Source organism: Kitasatospora sp. NPDC054795 (assembly GCF_053611565.1).
Window position 1 is genome coordinate 1 of sequence record NZ_JBSHAP010000133.1, and the last position, 24,845, is coordinate 24,845.

At 72.7% G+C, this 24,845-nt stretch carries 20 protein-coding genes; 16 read left to right on the forward strand and 4 right to left on the reverse strand.

What is annotated here, in order from left to right; genetic code table 11:
- Positions 1–11 precede the first annotated feature (11 nt).
- The 4 genes from ACWGJO_RS34150 to ACWGJO_RS34165 all read right to left on the reverse strand — a co-directional run bounded on the left by ACWGJO_RS34150 (position 12) and on the right by ACWGJO_RS34165 (position 5,643).
- Positions 12–2,441: a transglutaminase TgpA family protein gene (locus ACWGJO_RS34150; protein ID WP_452189648.1), complete on the reverse strand. Its 2,430-nt coding sequence runs from the start codon at positions 2,439–2,441 to the stop codon at positions 12–14.
- Positions 2,438–3,760, reverse strand: coding sequence for a DUF58 domain-containing protein (locus ACWGJO_RS34155; RefSeq protein ID WP_452189649.1), 1,323 nt, complete (start codon positions 3,758–3,760; stop codon positions 2,438–2,440). Before ACWGJO_RS34155 ends, ACWGJO_RS34150 begins: the two co-directional genes overlap by 4 nt.
- A gap of 1 nt (position 3,761) precedes the next feature.
- On the reverse strand, positions 3,762–4,811 hold the full coding sequence (locus ACWGJO_RS34160) for an AAA family ATPase (protein ID WP_380357231.1): 1,050 nt from the start codon (positions 4,809–4,811) through the stop codon (positions 3,762–3,764).
- A 289-nt stretch (positions 4,812–5,100) separates the two neighbouring features.
- Entirely contained in the window at positions 5,101–5,643 is a 543-nt protein-coding gene (locus ACWGJO_RS34165; protein ID WP_224283459.1) for a beta-class carbonic anhydrase, read from the reverse strand.
- Between the two features lie 537 nt (positions 5,644–6,180).
- Between ACWGJO_RS34165 and rsmH the strand changes: the two genes are divergently transcribed.
- The 16 genes from rsmH to ACWGJO_RS34245 all read left to right on the forward strand — a co-directional run bounded on the left by rsmH (position 6,181) and on the right by ACWGJO_RS34245 (position 24,764).
- Positions 6,181–7,155 (forward strand): 16S rRNA (cytosine(1402)-N(4))-methyltransferase RsmH, encoded by a 975-nt coding sequence (rsmH, locus tag ACWGJO_RS34170; RefSeq protein ID WP_387729416.1) that lies wholly within the window; start codon positions 6,181–6,183, stop codon positions 7,153–7,155.
- 132 nt (positions 7,156–7,287) lie between these two features.
- Positions 7,288–7,824, forward strand: a complete 537-nt coding sequence (locus ACWGJO_RS34175) for a cell division protein FtsL (protein WP_387729413.1) — start codon at positions 7,288–7,290, stop codon at positions 7,822–7,824.
- A 73-nt stretch (positions 7,825–7,897) separates the two neighbouring features.
- Positions 7,898–10,087, forward strand: a complete 2,190-nt coding sequence (locus tag ACWGJO_RS34180; protein WP_452189650.1) for a penicillin-binding transpeptidase domain-containing protein — start codon at positions 7,898–7,900, stop codon at positions 10,085–10,087.
- 7 nt (positions 10,088–10,094) lie between these two features.
- Complete coding sequence (locus ACWGJO_RS34185; protein ID WP_452189651.1) at positions 10,095–11,747, forward strand: UDP-N-acetylmuramoyl-L-alanyl-D-glutamate--2,6-diaminopimelate ligase; 1,653 nt, start codon at positions 10,095–10,097, stop codon at positions 11,745–11,747.
- The gene (locus ACWGJO_RS34190) at positions 11,744–13,147 is read left to right on the forward strand and encodes a UDP-N-acetylmuramoyl-tripeptide--D-alanyl-D-alanine ligase (protein WP_452189652.1); all 1,404 of its coding nucleotides are present in this window, start codon (positions 11,744–11,746) and stop codon (positions 13,145–13,147) included. The genes ACWGJO_RS34185 and ACWGJO_RS34190 overlap by 4 nt, the downstream gene beginning before the upstream one ends.
- Entirely contained in the window at positions 13,147–14,208 is a 1,062-nt protein-coding gene (gene mraY, locus ACWGJO_RS34195; RefSeq protein WP_359827635.1) for a phospho-N-acetylmuramoyl-pentapeptide-transferase, read from the forward strand. Before ACWGJO_RS34190 ends, mraY begins: the two co-directional genes overlap by 1 nt.
- Positions 14,205–15,653, forward strand: a complete 1,449-nt coding sequence (gene murD / locus ACWGJO_RS34200) for a UDP-N-acetylmuramoyl-L-alanine--D-glutamate ligase (protein ID WP_452189653.1) — start codon at positions 14,205–14,207, stop codon at positions 15,651–15,653. Before mraY ends, murD begins: the two co-directional genes overlap by 4 nt.
- 103 nt (positions 15,654–15,756) lie before the next feature.
- The gene (gene ftsW, locus ACWGJO_RS34205) at positions 15,757–17,070 is read left to right on the forward strand and encodes a putative lipid II flippase FtsW (RefSeq protein ID WP_359912816.1); all 1,314 of its coding nucleotides are present in this window, start codon (positions 15,757–15,759) and stop codon (positions 17,068–17,070) included.
- A gap of 6 nt (positions 17,071–17,076) precedes the next feature.
- Positions 17,077–18,183, forward strand: a complete 1,107-nt coding sequence (gene murG / locus ACWGJO_RS34210) for an undecaprenyldiphospho-muramoylpentapeptide beta-N-acetylglucosaminyltransferase (protein WP_359912813.1) — start codon at positions 17,077–17,079, stop codon at positions 18,181–18,183.
- The gene (locus ACWGJO_RS34215; RefSeq protein WP_452189654.1) at positions 18,176–18,952 is read left to right on the forward strand and encodes a cell division protein FtsQ/DivIB; all 777 of its coding nucleotides are present in this window, start codon (positions 18,176–18,178) and stop codon (positions 18,950–18,952) included. The genes murG and ACWGJO_RS34215 overlap by 8 nt, the downstream gene beginning before the upstream one ends.
- A 364-nt stretch (positions 18,953–19,316) precedes the next feature.
- Positions 19,317–20,549 carry a cell division protein FtsZ gene (gene ftsZ, locus ACWGJO_RS34220; RefSeq protein ID WP_452189655.1) on the forward strand — a complete coding sequence of 411 codons (1,233 nt, stop codon included), beginning with the start codon at positions 19,317–19,319 and terminating at the stop codon, positions 20,547–20,549.
- The gene (pgeF, locus tag ACWGJO_RS34225; protein WP_380551098.1) at positions 20,546–21,277 is read left to right on the forward strand and encodes a peptidoglycan editing factor PgeF; all 732 of its coding nucleotides are present in this window, start codon (positions 20,546–20,548) and stop codon (positions 21,275–21,277) included. The genes ftsZ and pgeF overlap by 4 nt, the downstream gene beginning before the upstream one ends.
- Complete coding sequence (locus ACWGJO_RS34230; RefSeq protein WP_452189656.1) at positions 21,277–22,065, forward strand: YggS family pyridoxal phosphate-dependent enzyme; 789 nt, start codon at positions 21,277–21,279, stop codon at positions 22,063–22,065. Before pgeF ends, ACWGJO_RS34230 begins: the two co-directional genes overlap by 1 nt.
- A 292-nt stretch (positions 22,066–22,357) precedes the next feature.
- Positions 22,358–22,975 carry a cell division protein SepF gene (locus ACWGJO_RS34235; protein WP_224276937.1) on the forward strand — a complete coding sequence of 206 codons (618 nt, stop codon included), beginning with the start codon at positions 22,358–22,360 and terminating at the stop codon, positions 22,973–22,975.
- A 98-nt stretch (positions 22,976–23,073) separates the two neighbouring features.
- Positions 23,074–23,355 carry a YggT family protein gene (locus ACWGJO_RS34240; protein WP_030060143.1) on the forward strand — a complete coding sequence of 94 codons (282 nt, stop codon included), beginning with the start codon at positions 23,074–23,076 and terminating at the stop codon, positions 23,353–23,355.
- 59 nt (positions 23,356–23,414) lie between these two features.
- Positions 23,415–24,764 (forward strand): DivIVA domain-containing protein, encoded by a 1,350-nt coding sequence (locus ACWGJO_RS34245; protein WP_452189657.1) that lies wholly within the window; start codon positions 23,415–23,417, stop codon positions 24,762–24,764.
- Positions 24,765–24,845 lie beyond the last annotated feature (81 nt).

Consider the following 24,845-nt stretch of genomic DNA (forward strand, 5'->3'; position numbering starts at 1 on the left):
GGACTCCGGCGTCACGATTCCGGCGTGGACCGCTTGCGCCGGGTGAAGACCCGCCGCACCGGCGCGCGGACCGCCTCGACCGCCCGGCCGACCCGGGTGCCGACCGCCGCCCGGGCCGCCCGCACCGCGTCGGAGATCCGCCACCACAGCTGGGCCGAGGACGGCGGCAGCAGCAGCGCCCTGGTCCGCCCGGCCCGGCCGGCGCTCGCCCGCAGCCCGCGCCGGACGGTGCGGACGTCGGAGGCCAGCGGCTCCGTGGTGGGCCGTCCGGGCGGGGCGTAGAGCACCCGCTCGGTGGCCAGCGCCAGCCGGCCGGTGGCGGCCGAGGAGTCCGCGTCCAGCTGCGCCTTCTCGGTGATCCGGCGGGCCGCCGAACGCGGGGTGCGTGACTCGTCCGGGGGAATTCCGAGGTCCCAGGCGGAGTCGATCAGCTCGTCCCAGGCGGCCAGCACCTGGGCGTCGGTCAGCTCCGCCGGCCCGCTCCCGCCGGGCCCGCGCCGGCCCCCGCCGCCCAGTCGGCGGCGGCGCACGGCGGTGCGCCAGAGCATCGGGGCGAGCAGCAGTGCGATCAGCACGAGCACCGCGGCCAGGGTGCCGAGCACCTGCGGGGAGAGCAGCCAGGACTCCTCGGCGGCCGTGGCGACGGCCTTGCCCTTGGTGTCGCACTCGCCCAGCTGGCGCTGCTTGGGGGTGCAGTCCGAGCTGGAGGTCGGCGCGGGGGCGGCCGGGGCGCTCTGCGGGGCGGCGGTCGCCTGCTGGGTCGGCGCGCTGGTCGGGGCGCTGGACCCCTCGGTGTAGCGGGCCGGGACGCCGCGGCTGGGGGTCGGCTCGAAGCGCAGCCAGCCGTAGCCCGAGAAGTACAGCTCGGGCCAGGCGTGGTACATCCGGCCGGTCACCGAGTAGACGTTGCCGCCCTTGTTGTCGCCGGGGGTGAAGCCGACGGCCACCCGGGCCGGGATCTTCAGCACCCGGGCCATCGCCGCCATGGTGGAGGCGAAGTGCACGCAGAAGCCGCGGCGGTCGCGCAGGAAGACGGCGATGGCGTCGCTGCCGGTGCCGCCGTTGACCGCGGTGTCGTACGTGAAGTCCGGCCCGGTGAACCAGTTGACCAGCGCCGTCGCCCGGTCGTAGTCGTTCCGGGCGCCGGCGGTGACGGCCCTGGCCTTCTCGGCGACCACCGGCGGCAGGTCGGCCGGGAGGGCGGTGTAGTGCTCCCTGATGTCCTGCGGCGCGGTGGCCGCGAGGCGCAGGTCGTTGGCGGTGGGCCGCAGGTCCAGGGCGCTGACGTGGTAGCTCAGATTGCGGATCGCCTTGTCGTTGGCCGGCAGGACGGTGCGGGTCAGCGGGTCGAGCTTCCAGTCGCCGGGCTTGGGGACCTGGACGGAGACGGCCGGGTAGGGCATCGGCAGCCAGCTGCCCTCCAGATGGTCGCCGACCTTGACGTCGACGTCGATCCGGGGGAGCTGGGCGTCGCGCAGGCCCTCGGGGGTCGGCAGCGTCGCCGGGAGGTCGGTGACCGTGGGGCTGGCGAGCTTCCAGTTGGTGCCGTCGAACTGGTCGAGCGAGCCGGTCCGCAGATAGGTCTGATCGGCCAGCGAGCTGTCCAGGGTGTAGGTCAGCAGCTCCGCGTCGGTCGGCCTGGTGACCGCGGCCTCCAGGCTGACCATCGGGTCGAGGCTGGTCGACAGGCTCCCGCCGACGCCCTTGCCCTTCGACCCGCCGGAGCCGGAGTTCAGCAGCCCGGAGCTCCAGTGCGGCAGGACCACCGGCAGCAGCAGCGCCACCGCCAGCGCCAGCACGCCGACCTGCCGGCCGCCCGGGCTGACCCGGCCGGACTCCACCGAGCCGCGCGCGCCGCCGTAGAAGACCCGGCCCCAGCGGGAGACCCGGTCCTGGCCCTCGGCGAACAGCAGCAGCAGGTAGCCGGCCGCGGCGACGGCGAACCAGACCCAGCTGCCGTGCTCCCCGGCCAGGCCGTTGCCGACCGAGTACAGGGCCAGCAGCGGCAGCCCGGCCAGCGCCGAGCGCCGGTAGGTCACCGCGACGGTGTCCACCGCGACGGCGATCAGGCCGATCGCCGAGACCAGGATCAGCCGCAGTCCGGCGGTGGGCGGAGCCGGGATGGCGTACTGCTGTATGTCGTCCAGGCCGGAGCTGAGGACCTGGTCCAGGACCCGTATCGTGGCCGGCCCGGGCAGTACCCCGCCGGCGCCCGCGAAGCCGAGCAGCAGCAGGAGGAGCAGCACCAGCAGCTGCCCGACCGGCACCGTCCAGCGGTACAGCGGGGAGCGGCGCAGGCCCGCGCCGACCGCGGAGATCACGGCGATCACCAGGACGGCGTGGGTGAACCAGCTGCGGGTGGTGAGCAGCGGCATCATGCACAGCGAGGCGAGGGCGGTGGCCAGCGCCGAGTACGCGGTCAGTTTGGCCCGGGTGGTCACGCGCCGGCCTCTTCTCGGTAGGGGGCGGTCGTCCTGCTGCCGTCGGCGGCCCGCCACAGGTCCGGTACGGAGTCCCCGGCCCGCACCGGGATCACCGTCCACCCGGACTCGCGCAGTTGCCGGACCCGGGCGCGGAAGTCGTCGCCGCCGGTGTCCGGGGCGAGCATCCGCAGGCCGGCCCAGGTGCCGGTGTCCAGCAGGAGGGCGATCGCCCCGCCGGCGCGGCTGCGCAGCCGGCCCAGCCGGGTGGCCTGGGCGTCGTCCAGGTCGCCGAGGACGGCGACCAGCAGGCCCTCGCCGCCGGCGCGCAGCGGATCCTCGGCGCGGGAGAGGGTGCCGCCGTCGGACAGGTCGGCGACGGCGAGGGCGTCCAGGATCAGCCCGGAGGTGGCGGCGCTGCCGTGGCCGCCGCCCGCTCCGGGCGCGGGCACGGACAGCCCGGTGTCGGTGAGCAGCCGGGTCTGGTAGCCGCGCTCCAGCAGGTGCGCGCAGACCGAGGCGGCGCAGCCGACCGCCCACTCGAAGGAGGAGGCGGGGCCGCTGCCCCGGTGGGCGATCTCCCGGGTGTCCAGCACGACGGTGGCCCTGGCCTGCCGGGGCTGCTCCTCGCGGCGCATCATCAGCTCGCCGTACCGGGCGGTGGAGCGCCAGTGCACCCGGCGCAGGTCGTCGCCGGGCCGGTACTCGCGCAGGATCACGTCGTCGTCGCCGGCCAGCGCCAGGGTGCGGCTGTGGCTCTCGCCCTGGCCGATCCACTCGCCGCTGAGCCGTACCGACGGCAGCGCCTGGACCTGGGGGACGACGGTGAGGACGTCGGAGGCGGTGAAGGCGCGGGTCACCTCGCACATCCCGAACGGGTCGGACAGCCGCAGCTGGAGCGGCCCGAGCGGGTAGCGGCCGCGCAGGTCGGAGCGGACCCGGTAGGAGACCTCGCGGTTGCCGCGCGGCTCGACCCGGTCCAGTACGAAGCGCGGGCGCGGCCCGAGCACGTACGGGACCTTGTCCTCCAGCAGCAGCACGCCGGTGGGCACCCGGGAGACGTTGTCGACCCGCAGGTGGACCCGGGCCTCCTGGCCGGCGACGGCCCGGCGCGGGCTGAGCCGGCGTCCGCTGGCCACCCGGTAGCGGGTGTTGGCGACCACCACCACGGCGACCAGCGGCAGGGCGGCGAGCAGGACGCCGACGCGCAGCAGGGCGTTCTGGTCGAGCAGGTAGGAACAGACCACCGCGGTGACCCCGGCGGCGAGGAAGGACCGCCCCCGGGTGGTGAGACCGCGGAAGCCGGCCCGCAGTCCCGAAGCGGAGTCGGACTGGGTCACCTCAGCCCCTCCGGACGGCCGGGCCGCCCTGCGGGCGCGGCAGCGGCAGCCGGGCGACCAGGTCGGTCACGATCTGCTCGGAGGTGCGGCGGCTGAGCTGGGTCTCGGCGGTCGGCATCAGACGGTGTGCCAGGACCGGGACGGCGAGGCGCTGGATGTCGTCCGGGGTGACGTAGTCGCGCCCGTCCAGCGCGGCGGCGGCGCGGGCGGCCCGGACCAGGTGCAGGGTGGCGCGCGGGGAGGCGCCCAGGCGCAGCTCCGGGCTGGTGCGGGTGGCGCCGACGAGGTCGACGGCGTAGCGGCGGACCGGGTCGGCGATGTGCACGCCGCGGACCAGGTCGATCAGCTTGAGGATGTCGGAGGCGTGCGCGACCGGCTGGAGGTCCTCCAGCGGGCTGGCGCCGGCGTGCACGTCCAGCATCGCGAGCTCGGCCTCGGGGCTGGGGTAGCCGATCGAGATCCGGGCCATGAAGCGGTCGCGCTGGGCTTCCGGCAGCGGGTACGTGCCCTCCATCTCGACCGGGTTCTGGGTGGCCACGACCATGAACGGCGAGGGCAGCTCGTAGCTGGTGCCGTCGATGGTGACCTGGCGCTCCTCCATGGACTCCAGCAGCGCGGACTGGGTCTTGGGCGAGGCGCGGTTGATCTCGTCGCCGACCACGACCTGGGCGAAGATCGCGCCCGGGCGGAACTCGAAGTCGTGCCGCTGCTGGTCGTAGATGTTGGTGCCGGTGACGTCCGAGGGCAGCAGGTCGGGCGTGAACTGGATGCGGCGCACGGTGCAGTCGAGCGAGCGGGCGAGCGCCTTGGCCAGCATGGTCTTGCCGACGCCGGGCACGTCCTCCAGCAGCAGGTGGCCCTCGGCGAGCAGGACGGTCAGGGCGATCCGGACGGCCTCCGGCTTGCCCTCGATCACGCTCTCGACGTTGGCGCGGACGCGGTCGACGACCGCGGCGAGCTCGGGGAGCCCGACCGGCTGGTACCCGTTCGCCCTCTGCTGCTCGCCCCCCGCAGGACTGCCGAGTCCGGCCTGATCGTTGTAGCTCGTCACCCGTTTACGCTCCCTGGCACCCTGTGCCCGCCCCGTCCCGAGGCCGGGCCCCACCCCATGCTTGACGCGGCCGTCCCGGGGGCGGTTCCGAACAAGGAACCGGCGCCGGGAAAGGCGGCCTGCGGCCTGGCCGCCCCAGGTGGTTCGGGGTCCGACCGGCAGGCGCATTCTCCCCCGCGGGATGGCCAGAAGTCACCATTCGGCGGTTCCCGAATGCCTGGACCGCGAGTGGCCCGTCCGCTCGTCTCCGGGCGGCTGCGGCGGGCCCGGGGACGAGCGGACGGAGAACTCAGTCGATCTCGCGCAGCAGGCCGGTGTGGACGTCGAAGACGAAGCCGCGGACGTCGTCGGTGTGCAGCAGGAAGGGAGAGGTGCGGACGCGCTGCATGGACTGGCGGACGTCGCCGTCCAGGTCGACGAAGGCCTCCACCGCCCACTGCGGGCGCTGGCCGACCTCCAGCTCCAGCTCGCGGCGGAAGTCCTCGGTGAGCCCGAGCAGGCCGCAGCCGGTGTGGTGGATCAGCGCGATCGAGCGGGTGCCGAGGGCGCGCTGGCTGATGGTCAGGGAGCGGATGGTGTCGTCGGTGACGACGCCTCCGGCGTTGCGGATGACGTGCGCGTCGCCGAGTTCGAGGCCGAGCGCCGCGAACAGGTCGAGGCGGGCGTCCATGCAGGCGACCACGGCGATCTTCTGCACCGGGCGGGCGTCCATCCCGCCGTCCTGGAAGGTCACGGCGTAGGTGCGGTTGGCCGTGACGAAGCGGTCGATGACGGTGGGTCTGGCAGGGGCGGCAGCGGCGTTCGGCGAGGGCCGGTCTGGTGTCACTGTCATGGTGGCGACGTTAGTGCGGATCAGGAGCGCGCGGTGGGGCGGGGAGCTACAGAACCGGGCGCCGCGATCGGGTGCATCGCCACAACCGGAGGGTTCGTCCGGGCTGGTACGGGGTGACCCGCACGCGGGGCGGGGAGGGGGCGCGCGCCGGCCGTCGAAGGCCCCCGATCCGTGCCGCCACCGGTCCACCCGCACGCCCGCGACCTGCGGTGATCCGTACCGCCGCCCGGGTGGTGCGCCGGAGCGGACCATTGACTGGCAAGGCCCGCGCGATAGAGTTTGCGGCGCAGTGGAGCACACCCGCCGGGGCCCGTCAACCGGGCCTTCCCGGCCGGTGCGGCCCGGTCGACGCGGTCCGTGGCCTCCTCCCGCTCCGTGTCCACCTGGCGCACCTTCCCCGGTGCCGGGCGGTCACGATCTTCCCCTCGAGCGGGCGGGGACCACGGGCCGCTTCGTCGTGCCGGGGCACGGTGGGCGAGAATGGTCGCAGCTCCCGGACATCGGGCTGCTCCGCACCGAGGAAGGGCGCCACCGCGCATGACCACCAACGAACCGGGCCCCAAGCACGTTCCGGTGATGCTCCAGCGGTGCATGGACGCCCTGGCCCCGGCGATCTCGCGCCCCGGCGCCGTCGTGGTCGACGCCACCCTCGGCCTCGGCGGGCACAGCGAGGCGCTGCTGACCCAGTTCCCGCAGGTGCGGCTGGTCGCGGTGGACCGCGACCCGGTGGCGCTGAAGCTGTCCGGCGAGCGGCTGGCCCCGTTCGGCGACCGGGCCACCTTGGTGCACGCCGTCTACGACGAGATCCCCGAGGTGCTGGAGCGCCTGGGCATCGACGAGGTGGACGGCGTCCTGTTCGACCTCGGCGTCTCCTCGATGCAGCTGGACGAGGCCGAGCGCGGCTTCGCGTACGCGCAGGACGCGCCGCTGGACATGCGGATGGACCAGACCCGGGGGATCAGCGCGGCGGAGGTGCTGAACACCTACAGCCACGGCGACCTGGCCCGGATCCTCAAGGTGTACGGCGAGGAGCGGTTCGCCGGGAAGATCGCCTCGGTGATCCTGCGGGAGCGGGAGAAGGAACCGTTCACCAACAGCGCGCGTCTGGTCGATTTGGTGCGCAACGCCATCCCGGCGGCGACCCGTCGGACCGGCGGGAACCCGGCCAAGCGGACGTTCCAGGCGCTGCGGATCGAGGTCAACGGCGAGCTGGAGGTCCTGGACCGGGCGATCCCGGGCGCGCTGGACGTCCTCGCGGTGGGTGGCCGGATCGCGGTGATGTCCTACCAGTCGCTGGAGGACCGCCTGGTCAAGCAGTGCTTCGCCGCCGGTGCGACCAGCACCGCTCCGCCGGGCCTGCCGTTCATCCCGGAGGAGCACCAGCCCTGGCTCAAACTGATCACTCGCGGTGCCGAGCTGGCCACCGAGGAGGAGATCGAGGAGAACCGGCGTGCCGCGCCCGTGCGGCTGCGGGTGGCGGAGAGGATCAGGGACCGTAGCAAGCGGGGCTGACGAACCGGTCCCGGCGGGTCCGAAGGGCGGAGGAGAGCGGTGGGGCCGGTGGCCGGTGAGGTCCGGGCGGGGCGGGGAGGACTCCCGAGGCAGGGCAGGGCACGGATCACGGTCCGGCCGGGCAGGCGCCCGGTGCGGCGGCGCACGCCGTTCGCGGTGCTCATCGTGGTGCTGCTGGCGGCCGGGCTGCTCGGCCTGCTCACGCTGAACACCGCGCTCAACGAGGGCTCCTTCGAGCTGTCCCGGCTGCAGAAGCAGACCACGACGGCGACCGACGAGCAGCAGGGCCTCCAGCACGAGATCGACCAGAGCTCGGCCCCGGACGCGCTGTCGCGGCGCGCGGCCGAGCTCGGCATGGTCCCGGCCGGCGGCATGGCTTTCCTGGACGTCCCGAACGGCGGCAAGGTGATCGGCACCCCGGGCCCGGCGCAGGACAGCCCGCCGGTCAAGCGGTCCACGGCCGAGCCGTGGCCGACCAGGGCCCAGCCGAGTGCCGCCCAGCCCGGTGCCGGGCCGTCGCCGGCCGCGCCGCAGCCGGGCGGCGCCCCGTCGCCCGCCGCCCCACCGCCGGCGCCGACCCCGGCGGCGTCCGCCGGTGACTCGGTGATCCAGCTCAACCCGGTCCCGCCCGCCGCGGGCGCGAAGCCGAGCGGGGGTGCCGGCCGGTGAGCGGGCGGAACGGGCGAACCGTCAACAGGTACGAATGGTGCGAAGCGTCCGCCGAGCGCAGCGAGGTGGTCGCATGAGCACTCCACGTCAGCCCACCAGTGGGTCCGGCGGGTCCGGCGGCGGCAACGGCCGCCGTCCGGTGCCCCGCGGCGGCGCGCCGCGCGCGCAGTCCGGCTCCGGCCGCGGCCAGCCGGTCAAGGGTCAGCCCGCGAAGGGCCAGCCCGCCCGCAGCCAGTCGGCCAAGGCCCAGCCCGCCAGGTCGGCCTCCGTCGGCCGTACCCCGCGGGCGCCGCAGCAGCGCGGCCCCGAGGGACGCCCGCCGGCCCGCAGCCAGGCGGCGGTGCGCCCGCGGAGCCGTCCGTCGCTGCGCCCCAAGGCGCTCAAGCTGGCCGAGCCGAAGCGCCGGCTGCGGGTGATCAGCGTGGTGCTGTCGCTGGTGTTCTCCGTCTTCGCGGGCCGCCTGGTGCAGCTCCAGCTGGTGGACGCCGACGCGCTGGCCGCCGACGCCAACACCAACCGCTACCTGAACATCCCGATCACCGCCGAACGCGGCTCGATAACGTCCTCCGACGGGGTCTCGCTGGCGGCCACCGTCGACGCGTACGACATCACCGCCGACCCGGCGATGTTCACCCCGGAGGCGACCGGCATCCCGGACGCGCCGGAGCAGGCGGCCGCGCTGCTGTCGCCGATCCTCGGCGTGCCCAAGGAGAAGATCGCCACCGACCTGCACACCCCCAAGAGCCGTTACAAGCGGCTCGCGGCCCAGCGGACCCCGGCCGCCAAGAAGCAGATCAGCGACCTCAAGTCGGGCCTGGAGAAGCAGGCCGGCTCGCGGGCCTGCCAGGCCCAGAAGAGGCTGCTCGGCAAGCCCGCCGACCAGGGCGGACGCACCCGGGTGGACAACGAGTGCGCCAACCCGCTGGCCGGGGTGTTCAACCGGGAGACCCAGAAGCGGATCTACCCCGCGGACGGGCTGGCGGCCAACCTGGTCGGCTTCGTCAACGCCGAGGGCGAGGGCGCCGGCGGCCTGGAGCTCCAGTACCAGAAGCTGCTGGCCGGCAAGGACGGCCACAGCAGCTACGCCCAGTCGGGCGGGCGGCTGGTGCCCACCGCGGGGGGCTCGATGGAGCCGGCCGTGCCGGGCGACGACGTGAAGCTGACCATCAACCGGGACATCCAGTGGGCCGCCCAGCGGGCGATCACCGACCAGGTGGCCAACTCCGGCGCGGAGAAGGGCTACGTGGTGGTCCAGGACGTGAAGACCGGTCAGGTCCTCGCGATGGCCACCGCGCCCGGCTTCAACCCGAACGACCTGAGCCTGTCCAAGCAGGCGCAGCTGGGCAACCCCGCCCTGGCCGACGCGTACGAGCCGGGCAGCACCGCCAAGCTGATGAGCCTGGCCGCCGTGCTGGACTCCGGCAAGGCGACCTGGGACACCAAGGTCACCGTGCCCAACCGGCTGGTCCGGGCCGGGCAGCAGTTCAAGGACGACATCGACCACGACCCCTGGTACCTGACCCTGGCCGGGGTGCTCGCCAAGTCGTCCAACATCGGCACCATCGAGGCGGTCGAGACCCTCGGCGACGGTGACCAGCTGAAGGCCAACCAGGTGCTGGACGGCTACATGCGCAAGTTCGGCGTGGCCCGGCCGACCGGCCTGGGTTTCCCCGGGGAGACCCCCGGGATGCTCAAGAAGCCGGAGGACCTGGTCGCCTCGGAGAAGTACAACATCTCCTTCGGCCAGGGCCCGCTGCAGATGAACGCGCTGCAGGCCACCTCGGTCTACTCCACCATCGCCAACGGCGGGGTGCGGGTCGCGCCCAGCATCGTCCAGGGCGTCACCGACCCGAACGGCAAGTACACGCCGAGCGCGCCGGGGGAGCAGACCCGGGTGGTCAGCCCGGAGACGGCCAAGACCCTCACCTCCATGCTGGAGTCGGTCGTCGACGACGAGCAGGGCACCGGCGGCAAGGCCGCCATCTCCGGCTACCGGGTCGCGGGCAAGACCGGCACCGCCAACCGGGGCGCCGCCAACGGCGTCGGCTACGACGGCTACACCGCCTCCTTCATCGGCTTCGCCCCCGCCGACGCCCCCCGGTACACCGTCTCCTGCACCCTCCAGGGCCCGGTCAACGGCCACTTCGGCGGCCAGCTGTGCGGCCCGGTGTTCAAGCAGGTGATGGAGTTCACCCTGAAGACCATGCAGGTCCCGCCGAGCGGCAGCCAGGCGCCCAACCTCACCGTCGACTGGAAGCCGTGAACGAGCGATGAGCAACGAACCGGCCGGGCCGGAGCACGGCGCGGCGAAGGGCCGGTTTGGCCCTGGACACCCTTCGGCGGATAGCCTTCCCGCCGTGCCGAAACCCGATCAAACCACCGTGAGTCCGCCCCGCCCGACCGGGACCACCGCCCTGCCGCTCGCCGAGCTGGCCGCCGAACTGGGCCTGCCGCCCGTCGAGGGCGGCGCCGTCAGCGGTGTCACCCACGACTCCCGCGCGGTCCGCCCGGGCGACGTGTACGTGGCCTTCCCGGGCGCCAACCACCACGGCGCGGCCTTCGCGGCCAAGGCCGCGGAGTCCGGCGCGGTGGCGGTGCTCACCGACCCGGCCGGCGTCGAGCAGGCGGCCGCCACCGGCCTGCCGCTGCTGGTCGTCGACCGGCCGCGGGCCGTCATGGGCGAGCTGGCCGCGATCGTCTACGGCCGCCCCTCCCGGCGGCTGCTGATGCTCGGGCTGACCGGCACCAACGGCAAGACCACCACCTCCTACCTGGTCGAGGGCGGCCTGCGCGGCGCCGGGCGCAGCCCGGGAGTGATCGGCACCGTCGAGATGCGGGTCGGCGAGGAGCGGATCAAGAGCGAGCGCACCACCCCCGAGGCCACCGACCTGCACGCGATCCTCGGCGTGATGGCCGAGCGCGGCGCCGACGCGGTGACCATGGAGGTCTCCAGCCACGCCCTGGTCTTCGGCCGCACCGACGGCGTCGCGTACGACGTCGCGCTGTTCAACAACCTGACCCCCGAGCACCTCGACTTCCACCCGGACATGGAGGACTACTTCCAGGCGAAGGCCCGGCTCTTCCAGCCCGGCAAGTCCCGCCGGGGCGTGGTCAACCTGGACGACGAGTACGGCCGCCGGCTCGCCGCCGAGGCCGAGATCCCGGTGACCACCTTCTCCGCCACCGGCGCCGCCGGGGCCGACTGGCGGGCCGTGGACGTCCGACTCGGGCCGGTCGGCTCCACCTTCAGGGTGCTGGGCCCGGACGGCGCCGAGGCCGATGCCTCCGTCCCGCTGCCCGGCCCGTTCAACGTCGCCAACGCGCTCGCCGCGATCACCGTGCTGGTCACCGCCGGGCTGCCGCTGGAGCGGGCCGTGGCCGGCGTCGCCGCCGTCCCCGGCGTGCCCGGCCGGCTGGAGCGGGTGGACGCCGGACAGGCGTTCGTCGCCGTCGTCGACTACGCCCACAAGCCGGACGCCCTCCAGGCCGTCCTCGCCTCGCTGCGCCAGGTCACCGAGGGCCGGCTGCACGTCGTGGTCGGCTGCGGCGGCGACCGGGATCCGCACAAGCGCGGCCCGATGGGTGCCATCGCCGCCCGTCTGGCCGACACCGCCCTGCTGACCAGCGACAACCCGCGCAGCGAGGACCCGTTGGCGATCCTCGCCACCATGCTGACCGGCGCCGCCGCGGTGCCCGAGGCCGAGCGCGGGGCCGTCCTGGTCGTCCCCGACCGGGCCGAGGCGATCGCACTCGCCGTCGCCCGCGCCCAGGCGGGGGACACCGTGCTGGTGGCCGGCAAGGGCCACGAGCTCGGCCAGTACGTACGAGACGAGATCCGCCCCTTCGACGACCGGGAGGTGCTGCGCGAGTCCGTCGCGCGGGCCGCGGCCGTACGGGGCGACCGAGGAGTAGAGCAGCAGTGATCGCACTGACCCTCGCCGAGGTGGCCGCCGCCGTCGGAGGCACGCTGGACGGCGCCGACCCGGACGCCCTGGTCACCGGCCCGGTCGAGGTCGACTCGCGGAAGGTGGTTCCCGGCGGCCTGTTCGCGGCCTTCGTCGGCGAGTACGTGGACGGCCACGACTACGCGGCCAAGGCGGTCGGGGACGGCGCCGTCGCGGTGCTGGCCTCCCGCCCGGTCGGCGTGCCCGCCGTCCTGGTCGACAGTGTGGTGGAGGCGCTCGGCAGGCTGGCGCGCGCCGTGGTCGCCCGCGCCGAGGGCACCGCCGTGGTCGCGCTGACCGGCTCGGCCGGCAAGACCAGCACCAAGGACCTGATCGCCCAGCTGCTCCAGCGCCACGGCGAGACGGTCTACCCGCCCGGCTCGCTCAACAACGAGATCGGCCACCCGATGACCGCGCTGCGGGTCGAGGCCGGCACCCGGCACCTGGTGATGGAGATGGGCGCCCGGCACAAGGGCGACATCGAGTACCTCACCTCGATCACCCCGCCCCGGATCGGCCTGGTCCTCAACGTCGGCACCGCCCACGTCGGCGAGTTCGGCTCCCAGGAGGCGATCGCCGAGGCCAAGGGCGAACTGGTGGAGTCGCTGCCCGCCGACGGTGCCGCGATCCTGAACGCGGACGACCGGCTGGTGCGCGCGATGGCCTCCCGCACCAGGGCGAAGGTGGTCCTGTTCGGGGAATCACCGGACGCCCACGTACGGGCCACCGACGTTCGCCTGGACGCCACCGGGCGGCCATCCTTCACGCTCACCACCCCGGCCGGTTCCGCGACCGTGCAGCTGCGCCTGTACGGTGAGCACCACGTCTCGAACGCCCTCGCCGCCGCCGCGGTGGCGGTGGAGCTCGGGATGTCCGTCGACGACACCGCGGCAGCCCTGGGCGAAGCGGGTGCGCTGTCCCGCTGGCGCATGGAGGTTGTCGACCGGGCCGACGGTGTCACCGTCGTGAACGACGCCTACAACGCGAACCCCGACTCGATGCGGGCCGCGCTGCGGGCGCTCGTCTCGATGGGCGGCCGGGGCCCGGAGCGCCGCCGCACCTGGGCGGTGCTCGGCGAGATGCGGGAGCTCGGCGAGGAGAGCCTGGCCGAGCACGACGCCATCGGGCGGCTCGCGGTCCGGCTCGACGTCACCAAGCTGGTGGCGGTCGGCGGACGCGAGGCGGCCTGCATGGAACTCGGCGCGAGGAACGAAGGTTCGTGGGGTGAGGAGTCGGTGCTGGTGTCCGACGCGGACGCGGCGGTCGAGCTGCTGCGCAGTCAGCTGCGGCCGGGGGATGTGGTCCTGGTGAAGGCTTCCCGTTCGGTGGGGCTGGAGAAGGTGGCCGAGGCCCTCCTGGCGGACGGTGTGGCCGAATAATGAAGCAGATCCTTTTCTCCGGGATGATCGGTCTCATCCTGTCGCTGCTCGGCACCCCGGCCCTGATCAAGGTGCTGGCGAAGCACGGCTACGGCCAGTACATCCGTGACGACGGCCCCAAGGCGCACCACAGCAAGAAGGGCACGCCCACCATGGGCGGCATCGCCTTCATCCTGGCGACCCTGATCGCGTACTTCGCCACGAAGGCGATAACGGGCGAGAGCCCGACGGCCTCCGGGCTGCTGGTGCTCTTCCTGACCGCGGGTCTCGGCCTGGTCGGCTTCCTGGACGACTACATCAAGGTGGTCAAGCGCCGCTCGCTGGGCCTGCGGGCCAAGGCGAAGCTGGCCGGCCAGTCGATCGTCGGCCTCGGGTTCGCCGTCCTGGCGATGCAGTTCCCGGACGACCGCGGGCTCAACCCGGCGTCCCAGAGCCTGTCCTTCGTCCGGGACTTCAAGTGGGCGATCGGCCCCGTCCTGTTCGTCATCTTCGCGTACTTCATGATCGCCGCGATGTCGAACGGCGTGAACCTGACGGACGGTCTGGACGGCCTCGCCACGGGTGCCTCGGTGATGGTCTTCGGCGCCTACACCTTCATCGGCATCTGGGAGCACACCCAGAGCTGCGCCTACGCCATCACCGCGACCGCCAACTGCTACGACATCCGCGACCCCCTGGACCTCGCCGTCGTGGCCTCCGCCCTGATGGGCTCCTGCTTCGGCTTCCTGTGGTGGAACACCTCGCCCGCCAAGATCTTCATGGGTGACACCGGCTCGCTCGCCCTCGGCGGCGCCCTGGCCGGTCTGGCGATCTGTTCCCGCACCGAGCTGCTGCTCGCCCTGCTCGGCGGCCTCTACGTGATCATCACCCTCTCGGTGATCATCCAGGTCGGCTCCTTCCGGATGACCGGCAAGCGCGTCTTCAAGATGGCGCCACTGCAGCACCACTTCGAACTCAAGGGCTGGACCGAGGTCCTGATCGTGGTCCGGTTCTGGATCATCCAGGGTCTGTGCGTCGCCGTCGGCCTCGGACTGTTCTACGCGGGATGGGTGACCGGATGACCGACCCCGACCTGACCAACCCGGACTTCGGCGGCCTGCCGGTCGCCGTCGCGGGGCTCGGCGTCTCGGGCATCAGCGCCGCGCGCGTCCTGCACGGCCTCGGCGCCCGGGTCACCGTGGTGGACGGCGGCAGCGGGCCCGGCCTGGCCGCCCGGGCCGCCGAGCTGGAGGCGCTGGGCGTCACCGTGCGGCTCGGCGACGGGGCGAGCCTGCCCGAGGGCACCGAACTGATCGTCACCTCGCCCGGCTGGGCGCCGGACAGCCCGCTGTTCGCCGCCGCCGAGGCGGCCGGCGTGCCGGTCTGGGGCGACGTCGAGCTGGCCTGGCGGCTGCGCAGGCCGCTGCCCGGCACCGGCGAGCCCGCCCCCTGGCTGGCCGTCACCGGCACCAACGGCAAGACCACCACCGTCCAGATGCTCGCCTCGATCCTCACCGCCGCCGGCCGGCGCACCGCCGCGGTCGGCAACGTCGGGGTCTCGGTGCTGGACGCGGTGCTCGCCGAGGAGCCGTACGACGTGCTCGCCGTCGAGCTCTCCAGCTACCAGCTGCACTGGGCGCCCTCGCTGCGCCCGTACTCGGCGGCGGTGCTCAACCTGGCACCCGACCACCTCGACTGGCACGGCTCGATGGAGGCGTACGCCGCCGACAAGGGCCGGATCTACGAGGGCAACGTCGTCGCCTGCGTGTACAACCTGGCCGACCCGGCCACCGAGGCGCTGGTCCGCGAGGCCGACGTCGAGGAGGGCTGCCGGGCGATCGGCTTCGGTCTCGGCGCGCCCGGTCCGTCGAACTTCGGCGTGGTGGACGGGCTGCTGGTGGACCGGGCCTTCGTCGAGGACCGGGCCAAGAACGCGGCCGAGCTGGGCGCCGTCGAGGACGTCAACCCGCCGGCCCCGCACAACATCGCCAACGCGCTCGCCGCGGCGGCGCTGGCCCGGTCGTACGGCGTCGACCCGAAGGCCGTCCGGGAGGGCCTGCGGGCCTTCCGCCCGGACGCCCACCGGATCGCCGAGGTCGGCGTGGTCCGCGAGGTCGCGTACATCGACGACTCCAAGGCCACCAACACCCACGCGGCGGCCGCCTCGCTGGCCGCCTTCCGGCCGATCGTCTGGATCGCCGGGGGCCTGGCCAAGGGCGCGACCTTCGACGACCTGGTGCAGGGCGCGGCCGAGCGGCTGCGCGGGGTGGTGCTGATCGGCGAGGACCGCGCGCTGATCCGGGAGGCGCTGGAGCGACACGCTCCGGATGTGCCGGTGATCGAGGCGGCCGAGGGCCAGACTGGCGCGGTGGCGATGGCCGAGGTCGTTCGAACGGCCGCGTCGCTCGCCCGATCGGGTGACACGGTGCTGCTGGCACCGGCCTGCGCCTCGATGGACATGTTCACCAACTACGGCGAGCGCGGCGACCTCTTCGCGGCGGCCGTCCGGGAGCTGGCGGGCGAGTAGGCGGTCCGGCGCGGGCGTCGGACGGAGAAACAGTGAGCGGGGAGCGGTGGCGGGGCAGGGCAGAGCGGATTCCGGCGTTGAGAAGCGGGACGCCGCCGAGCCGATGAGAGTGATCTCCGCCACCACGACCAAGTACAAGTCGGCCGGTCCACTGGCCCGGGTCCAGGCCTTCCGGGCCCGGGTCCGGTACTGGCTGGACCGGCCGCTCACCCCGTACCTGCTGGTCGTCGGCAGCACCCTGCTGCTGGTCGTGCTCGGTCTGATGATGGTCTTCTCGGCCTCGCAGATCCTCGCCCTGAACCAGCACCACACGGCGCAGTACTACTTCCTCAAGCAGTTGATCGCGGCCATCCTCGGCCTGGTCCTGCTGATCGGCTTCGCGTCCGTCCCGGTGGCGGTGCTGCGGGTGATCACCTATCCGGTGATGATCGCTGTGATCGGCGCCCTCACACTGGTGGCCATCCCCGGCATCGGGGTGCGGATCAACGGCAACCAGAACTGGCTGGACTTCGGCTTCTTCCAGTTCCAGCCCTCGGAGTTCGCCAAGCTCGCGCTGGTGCTCTGGGGCGCCGACCTGCTCGCCCGCAAGCAGAAGGCGGGCACCCTCAACTCGTGGAAGCACCTGCTGGTGCCACTGGTGCCGGGGGCCCTGCTGCTGCTCGCGCTGATCATGTTCGGCGGCGACATGGGCACCTCGATGATCCTGGTGGCCATGGTGTTCGCGCTGCTCTGGATGGTCGGCGCGCCGCTGCGGCTGTTCGTGGCCACCCTCGGGGTGGCGGTGGTGGTCTGCACCGCCCTGGTGGTCACCGTGCCGCACCGGGCCGAGCGGCTGAGCTGCATCGGCGTCACCAAGCTCGACCCGGAGGGCGCCTGCTTCCAGGCCCTGCACGGCGTCTTCGCGTTCGCCAACGGCGGCGGCTTCGGCACCGGCCTCGGCGCCGGCGTGGAGAAATGGGGCCAGCTGCCCGAGGCGCACACCGACTTCATCTTCGCCGCGACCGGCGAGGAACTCGGTCTGGTGGGGACGCTGTCGGTCCTCGGTCTCTTCTCGGCACTAGGCTACGCGGGTATCCGTGTGGCCATCGGTACGAAGGACCCCTTCGTCAGGTACGCCGCGGGAGCCGCCACCACCTGGATCATGGCGCAGGCCATGATCAACCTGGGGTCGGCGCTGGGACTGCTGCCCATCGCGGGCGTCCCGCTCCCGCTGTTCTCCTACGGCGGTTCCGCCATGCTGTCGGCCATGTCCGCGATCGGAGTGCTGCTGTGCCTGGCGCGCAGCACCTCGGGCGCGAAGGCGGCCCTGGCCGCCCGGAGCAAGAACTCCCGGATCAGGAGACAACTGGCCCGGGTGCTGCCACGACGACGAACCACAGCGCGCCCGGCCCCGGGGCCGGCACGCAGGGAGCGGTGAATTTCGGTGCATGTCGTACTCGCCGGCGGGGGGACCGCCGGTCACATCGAGCCGGCCATGGCCCTCGCGGATGCCCTCCGCAGGCACGACCCGTCCGTCGGGATCACCGCCCTGGGCACCGAGCGCGGACTGGAGACCCGGCTGGTCCCCGAGCGCGGCTACCAGCTGGAGCTCATCCCGGCCGTGCCGCTGCCCCGCAAGCCCACCCCGGAGCTGATCACCGTCCCCGGCCGGCTGCGCGGCACCGTCCGGGCCGCCCAGGAGATCATCGAGCGGGTCAACGCGGACGCCGTGGTCGGCTTCGGCGGCTACGTCGCGATGCCCGCCTACCTGGCCGCCAAGCGGGCCGGCGTGCCGATCGTGGTGCACGAGGCGAACGCCCGCCCGGGCCTGGCCAACAAGATCGGCGCCCGCTACAGCGACTTCGTGGCGGTCTCCACGCCGGACAGCAAGCTGCGCGACTCCCGGTACATCGGCATCCCGCTGCGCCGGACCATCGCCACCCTGGACCGCGCCGCGGCCCGCCCCGAGGCCCGCCACTACTTCGGCCTCGACCAGCGGCTGCCCACCCTGCTGGTCTCCGGCGGCTCCCAGGGCGCGCGCCGGCTCAACGAGACGATCACCGCGATCGCGCCGCGGCTCCAGCAGTACGGGGTGCAGATCCTGCACGCGGTCGGCCCGAAGAACGAGCTGCCGCAGGTGGCGGACGTCCCCGGGATGCCGCCGTACCGCCCGGTGCCGTACCTGGACCGGATGGACCTGGCCTACGCGGCCGCCGACATGATGCTCTGCCGGGCCGGCGCCATGACGGTGGCCGAGCTGGCGGCCGTCGGCCTGCCCGCCGCCTTCGTCCCGCTGCCGATCGGCAACGGCGAGCAGCGGCTGAACGCCCAGCCGATGGTCAAGGCCGGCGGCGGCCTGCTGGTGGACGACGCCGAGCTGACCCCGGACTGGGTGCTCCAGAACGTGCTGCCGGTGCTCACCGACCCGCAGCGGCTGTGGGACATGAGCCGGTCGGCCGCCGAGTTCGGCCGCCGGGACGCCGACGACCTGCTGGTCGGCATGGTCTACGAGGCGATCCAGGCCCACCGCGGCGGCCGCCGCCGTGGCTGACGGCCGGCTCGCCGACCCGTTGGAGAAGGAGCTGGAGGTGGAGGAGTCCGCTCCCCGCCTCCGGCTCTCCCGGCGGGGCATCGTGGTGCTGGGCGTGCTCGGCGCCACGGTGCTCGGCGTGCTGGCCTGGCTGGTGTTCCTCTCCTCGGTCCTGGACGTGCGCAGCGTCGCGGTCCAGGGCATGAGCGACGACAAGTTGACGGCGGACCAGGTCCGCGCGGCGGTCGGCGGGCTCGGTGACGGCCCGCTGGCGCGCGTGGACCTGGACGACGTCCGGCACCGGGTGGAGGGGATCCCCCGGGTGGCCGAGGCCGAGGTGTGGCGGGGCTGGCCGCACACCCTGCGGGTGAAGGTCGTCCAGCGCAAGGCGGTGGCCGCCGTCAAGGGGGATGACGGCCAGTTCACCCAGGTGGATGCCGGGGGCGTGAGCTTCGCCACCGAACCGGCTCCGCCGGAGGGCGTTCCGGTGGTCGAGCTGCGACTCAGTCAGCAGGCGAACGACGTGGACGGGGTGATCTCCCGTCCGCAATTGGTGCAGGGCGCGGTGGCGGTGGCCGCCGGGCTGCCCCCGGAGGTCGCCAAGCGGGCCGGCTCGGTGCTGGTGCACTCCTACGACGACATCGAGTTGCAGCTCAGCGGGGGTGCGACGGTGCGCTGGGGGAGTCCGGAGCAGATCGACCGGAAGGCCAGGGTGCTGGTCGCACTGATGAACCAGAAGGGCACGAACTTCGACGTGACGGCGCCGGAGGCGCCGGCGGTGTCGGGATGATCCGGTAGGTTCTCTGCCTGAGGGAGGGGTTGACGCCTTGAAGTGTCGGCCCGACTCTTGGTGGTCACCCCCGGTTTCCTATGCCGGCCGATGATCACATAGGCTCAAAAGAAAAAGGGAAGCTCGGCGTGTTCGTTGAAACGCGTGCCCGGAGCCACCTAGTGTCCTGTGTCACCAGACTGTGTTTCCTGGTGATGTGACGGAGACACAGAACTAACCCTAAAGGTCAAGTTTAGGGTTGGGGTCGGCGGTCGGCATTTCGGACATTCAGTCAGAAACCAGGCTCCCTACCCATCGACATCCGTCGGTACGGCCCCGCCCCGGGTCGGGCCGACCCGGAAATTCGAGGCGAGAGGCCTTCGACGTGGCAGCACCGCAGAACTACCTCGCAGTCATCAAGGTCGTCGGAATCGGCGGCGGTGGTGTCAACGCCATCAACCGGATGATCGAGGTCGGTCTCAAGGGCGTCGAGTTCATCGCGATCAACACCGATGCGCAGGCCCTCCTGATGAGCGACGCCGACGTCAAGCTCGATGTGGGCCGTGAACTCACCCGGGGCCTCGGCGCCGGCGCCAACCCCGAGGTCGGCCGGAAGGCCGCCGAGGACCACCGCGAGGAGATCGAGGAGGTCCTCAAGGGGGCCGACATGGTCTTCGTGACCGCCGGTGAGGGCGGTGGCACGGGCACGGGCGGCGCGCCCGTCGTCGCCAACATCGCGCGCTCCCTGGGCGCCCTGACCATCGGCGTGGTCACCCGTCCGTTCACCTTCGAGGGACGGCGCCGGGCCAACCAGGCCGAGGACGGAATCGCCTCCCTGCGCGAAGAGGTCGACACCCTCATCGTGATCCCCAACGACCGGCTGCTGTCCATTTCGGACCGCCAGGTCAGCGTGCTCGACGCTTTCCGCTCGGCCGACCAGGTCCTGCTCTCCGGTGTCCAGGGCATCACCGACCTGATCACCACCCCGGGTCTGATCAACCTCGACTTCGCCGACGTCAAGTCCGTGATGTCGGAGGCCGGTTCGGCGCTCATGGGCATCGGCTCGGCCCGCGGTGAGGACCGCGCCAAGGCCGCCGCCGTGATGGCGATCTCCTCGCCGCTGCTGGAGGCCTCGATCGACGGTGCCCGCGGCGTGCTGCTGTCCATCTCGGGCGGCTCCGACCTCGGTCTGTTCGAGATCAACGAGTCGGCCCAGCTGGTCAGCGAGGCCGCCCACCCCGAGGCGAACATCATCTTCGGTGCGGTCATCGACGACGCGCTCGGCGACGAGGTCCGGGTCACCGTCATCGCGGCCGGCTTCGACGGCGGGCAGCCGCCGGCGATCGTCCGCGACCCGGTGGTCAAGTCCACCGCCCCGGAGCGCCCGGCCACCCCGCCGGCCGCCCCGGAGCGTCCGGCCGGCCGCCCGTCCTACGGGAGCATCGGCTCGGTGACGTCCCGCTCGGAGGGCGAGTCCTCGGCCGCGTCGTCGAGCCGGACCGCCGAGACCTCGAGCACCACGACCGCCGCCCCGGTGCCGCCGCAGGTGCAGCCGGCCCGGCAGCCGTTCGTGGAGAGCCCGGCAGAGGAGCTCGACGTCCCGGACTTCCTTAAGTGATCGATCACTCGATCCGCGCGGGTGCTCACTTCGCCTTCACCTCCCGGTGGGGCGGGGTGAGCACTTCGCCGTACGGGGAGCTCAACCTCGGCGGCGCGGTGGGGGACGACCCGGAGGCCGTGCGGGAGAACCGGGCGCTGGCCGCCCGGCAGCTGGGTCTCGACCCGGCCGACGTGGTGTGGATGAACCAGGTGCACGGCGCCGAGGTCGCCGTGGTGACCGGGCGCCAGCCGCCCGGTCAGGCCCCGACGGTGGACGCGGTGGTCTCCGACCGGCCGCTCGCACTGGCGGTGCTGACGGCCGACTGCACTCCGGTGCTGCTGGCCGATCCGGTGGCGGGCGTGGTGGGCGCGGCCCACGCGGGCCGGCCCGGGCTGGCGGCCGGGGTGGTGCCCGCGGCCGTCCGGGCGATGGTCGAACTGGGCGCGGAGCCCTCGCGGATCACCGCCGCCACCGGGCCCGCGGTCTGCGGCCGCTGCTACGAGGTGCCGGCGCAGCTGCGCGCCGAGGTCGCCGCGGTGGTGCCGGAGGCCTTCGCCGAGACCTCCTGGGGGACTCCGGCGCTGGACGTGCCGGAGGGAGTCGCGGCCCAGCTGGCCGCGGTGGGGGTCAAGGAGCTGGTGAGGTCACCGGTCTGCACCCTTGAATCCGCCGATCACTACTCCTATCGCCGCGAGCAGCGCACCGGCCGGCTCGCGAGCTACGTCTGGTTGGGCTCTGATCACTGATGACGAACGACATCTACGGACCGTTCCCGGGAAGCCCCGAGTTCGCCGCGGCGCTGACGGAGGGCCAGCGGGTCCGGTACGAGGAACTCGGCACCAACCTCGACGTGGTCGAGCGCCGGATCGCGGACGCGTGCGCGGCCGCCGGGCGCGCACGGGACGAGGTCACCCTGGTCGTCGTCACCAAGACCTACCCCGCCGAGGACACCGCGCTGCTGGCCGGTCTCGGGGTGACGGACGTCGCGGAGAACCGGGACCAGGACGCCGCTCCCAAGGCGGAGCAGTGCAGAAACCTTCCTCTTGACTGGCACTTCGTCGGCCAGCTGCAGACCAACAAGGTCCGCTCGGTCGTCCGCTACGCGAACCACGTGCACTCGGTGGACCGGCTCCGGCTGGTCGAGTCGCTCTCCGCGGCGGTGCTCAAGGCGGAGCGCCCGGAGCTGGGCTGCCTGGTGCAGGTGGCGCTGGACAAGGCGCACGGGGAGGGTGAGCACCGGGCGGGGGTCGCGCCGGAGGACGTCGCGCAACTGGCCGACGCGATCGCCGACACGCCCGGGCTGCGGCTGGACGGTGTGATGACCGTCGCTCCGCTGGCCGGCCCGCTGGCCGGAGACCCGGCCCGGGCCTTCGATCGGCTGGCGGAAATCGCAACCGCCGTACGGGCGGCCCATCCGGCTGCCACCATGGTCTCCGCAGGCATGAGCGGTGACCTTGAGCAGGCGATTGCCGCCGGAGCGACACATGTGCGCGTCGGAACGGCGGTACTCGGAGTGAGGTCACCCCTCAGGTAACGTCACCGGGTAAGTAGATCAGACAGCAGGACAAAATAGGACAGAATCTAGCAGCTCTTCGGAGTGCTAGCGAACCGTGGATCGCAGCTCCGCGGCCCCCACTCCACGCATCTGACCGGCCGTCGGGCTGACACGCCGTCGTGGAGGGGCCGCGGAATCCGCAGGCGGGGCCGTACGGCCCGGGCCGGAGCCGGTCCGTACGGAACGAGCGAAGCGACCATCAGAAGGTGTGCGCATCGCGAAGCCGCCACCGAGCGCGAGCGAGGTGGCTATGAGCGGAGGAGACAGGAGCATGGCCGGCGCAATGCGCAAGATGGCGGTCTACCTCGGCCTCGTGGAGGACGAGACGTACGACGGCCAGGGGTACGACCCCGACGACGACTACGACGCGGACCCCGAACCGATCCGGACGGGCCAGCGGACCGAGGACATCCCCCGGCCGGCCCCGGCTCCCGCGGCCGCCGCGCCCGCCCCGGTCTCCTCGATCACCCCGCAGCCGGTGCCCGCGGCGGTGCCGATCCGCCAGGAGACTCCGAGGATGGCCCCCGTGTCGTCCATCACACCCGAACGTCGCCACAACCTGGAGAAGAGCGCACCGGTGATCATGCCCAAGGTCGTGAACGAACGAGAGCCCTACCGCATCACCACGCTGCACCCCCGGACCTACAACGAGGCCCGTACCATCGGGGAACAGTTCCGTGGCGGGACCCCCGTGATCATGAATCTGACCGAGATGGACGACACCGACGCGAAGCGCCTCGTAGACTTCGCGGCTGGACTCGTCTTCGGTCTGCACGGCAGTATCGAGCGCGTGACACAGAAGGTGTTCCTGCTGTCGCCTGCTAACGTCGATGTCACGGCGGAGGACAAGGCTCGGATCGCCGAGGGTGGGTTCTTCAACCAGAGCTGACCCGGCCACGACTTTACGTGTGGATCTGATCAACAGTGGTTGGCGACAGGTGACGAGCGGCAGGCCCGAGGGATCGGGACCGGGGAGAGGGATACGCGATGGACATCGTGTGGGCGGTGCTCTACTACGCCCTGACCGTCTTCCTGGTGTTCCTGCTCGTACGGCTGGTCATGGACTGGGTCTTCCAGTTCGCGCGTTCGTGGCGGCCCGGCAAGGCCATGGTCCTGGTCCTGGAGGCCACGTACACTGTCACGGATCCGCCGCTCAAGCTTCTTCGGCGGCTCATTCCGCCGTTGCGTTTCGGGGGCGTGGCGCTCGACCTGTCCTTCTTCGTACTGATGATCATTGTGTATGTCCTGATCTCGCTTGTGCACCCCTAGTCGTAGGTGAGCGATGCGACAGGATGCCGGTGTGCCGACGATCACGTTGAGGTGAAGAGATGCCATTGACCCCCGAGGACGTTCGGAACAAGCAGTTCACGACCGTCCGCCTGCGTGAAGGCTATGACGAGGACGAGGTCGATGCCTTCCTCGACGAGGTCGAGGCGGAGCTGACCCGCCTCCTCCGGGAGAACGAGGACCTGCGCGCCAAGCTGGCCGCCGCGACTCGTGCCGCCGCGCAGAACCAGGCCAACCTGCGCAAGGAGCCGCAGCAGGACGCGCCCCGACAGGGCGGCGCTCCGGTGCCGGCCGCCATATCCGGCCCGCCGGTCCCCGGCCAGCAGGGTCCGGGGGGTCCGCAGCAGATGGGCCCCGGCGGCCCGCAGCAGATGGGCCCGGGTGGTCCCCAGCAGATGGGCCCCGGCCCGCAGCAGCAGCAGCAGCAGATGGGCAACCAGCCCCTCGGCCTGCCCGCCGGATCCGCGCCGCAGCTTCCCGCAGGCGGCCAGCAGCAGCAGATGAACCAGACCATGGGCGGCCAGCAGCAGCTGGTCCAGCCGATGGGCGGTCAGATGCTGCAGCCCATGGGCGGTCCCGGTGGCCCGCAGCAGATGGGCAACCCGATGGGCCAGGGCATGGGCCAGCAGCAGATGCAGCCGATGGGCGGCCCCATGGGCGGCCCGCAGCAGATGGGCGGCCCCATGGGCGGCCCGATGCAGCAGCAGGGCCCCGGCGGCGACAGTGCCGCCCGTGTGCTGGCGCTCGCTCAGCAGACCGCCGACCAGGCGATCTCCGAGGCCCGTTCCGAGGCCAACAAGATCGTCGGCGAGGCGCGCAGCCGGGCCGAGGGCCTGGAGCGCGACGCCCGTGCGAAGGCCGACGCGCTGGAGCGGGACGCGCAGGAGAAGCACCGCGTCGCGATGGGATCGCTGGAGTCGGCGCGGGCCACGCTGGAGCGCAAGGTCGAAGACCTGCGGGCGTTCGAGCGTGAGTACCGCACGCGACTGAAGTCGTACCTGGAGACCCAGCTGCGCCAGCTGGAGTCGCAGGCCGACGACTCGCTCGCTCCGCCGCGGATCCCCGCCACCGCGTCGCTGCCGCCGGCGGCCTCGTCGATGGCCCCGGCCGGTGCCGGTGCGATGAGCAGCGGCGCGCCGAGCTTCGGCGGCAACCAGCCGTCCTTCGGTGGCAACTCGCCGTCCTTCGGCGGGAACAGCGCCTTCGGCGGCAACTCCCCGGCGCCGAGCTTCGGCGGGCAGTCGACCGGTGGCAACAGCGGTGCGCCGCAGATGCAGCCGGCCGGGATGACCCAGCCGATGGCGGCCGTCCGACCGCAGCCGCCGCAGCCGATGCAGCAGGCTCCGGCGCCGATGCGGGGCTTCCTGATCGACGAGGACGGCGACAACTGAGGTTGTAGCAGAGCCTTTTGAGGGCGCCCCCTTTCCGACCCACGGGTCGGGGAGGGGGCGCTCTTGTTTGTGGTGTTGTTG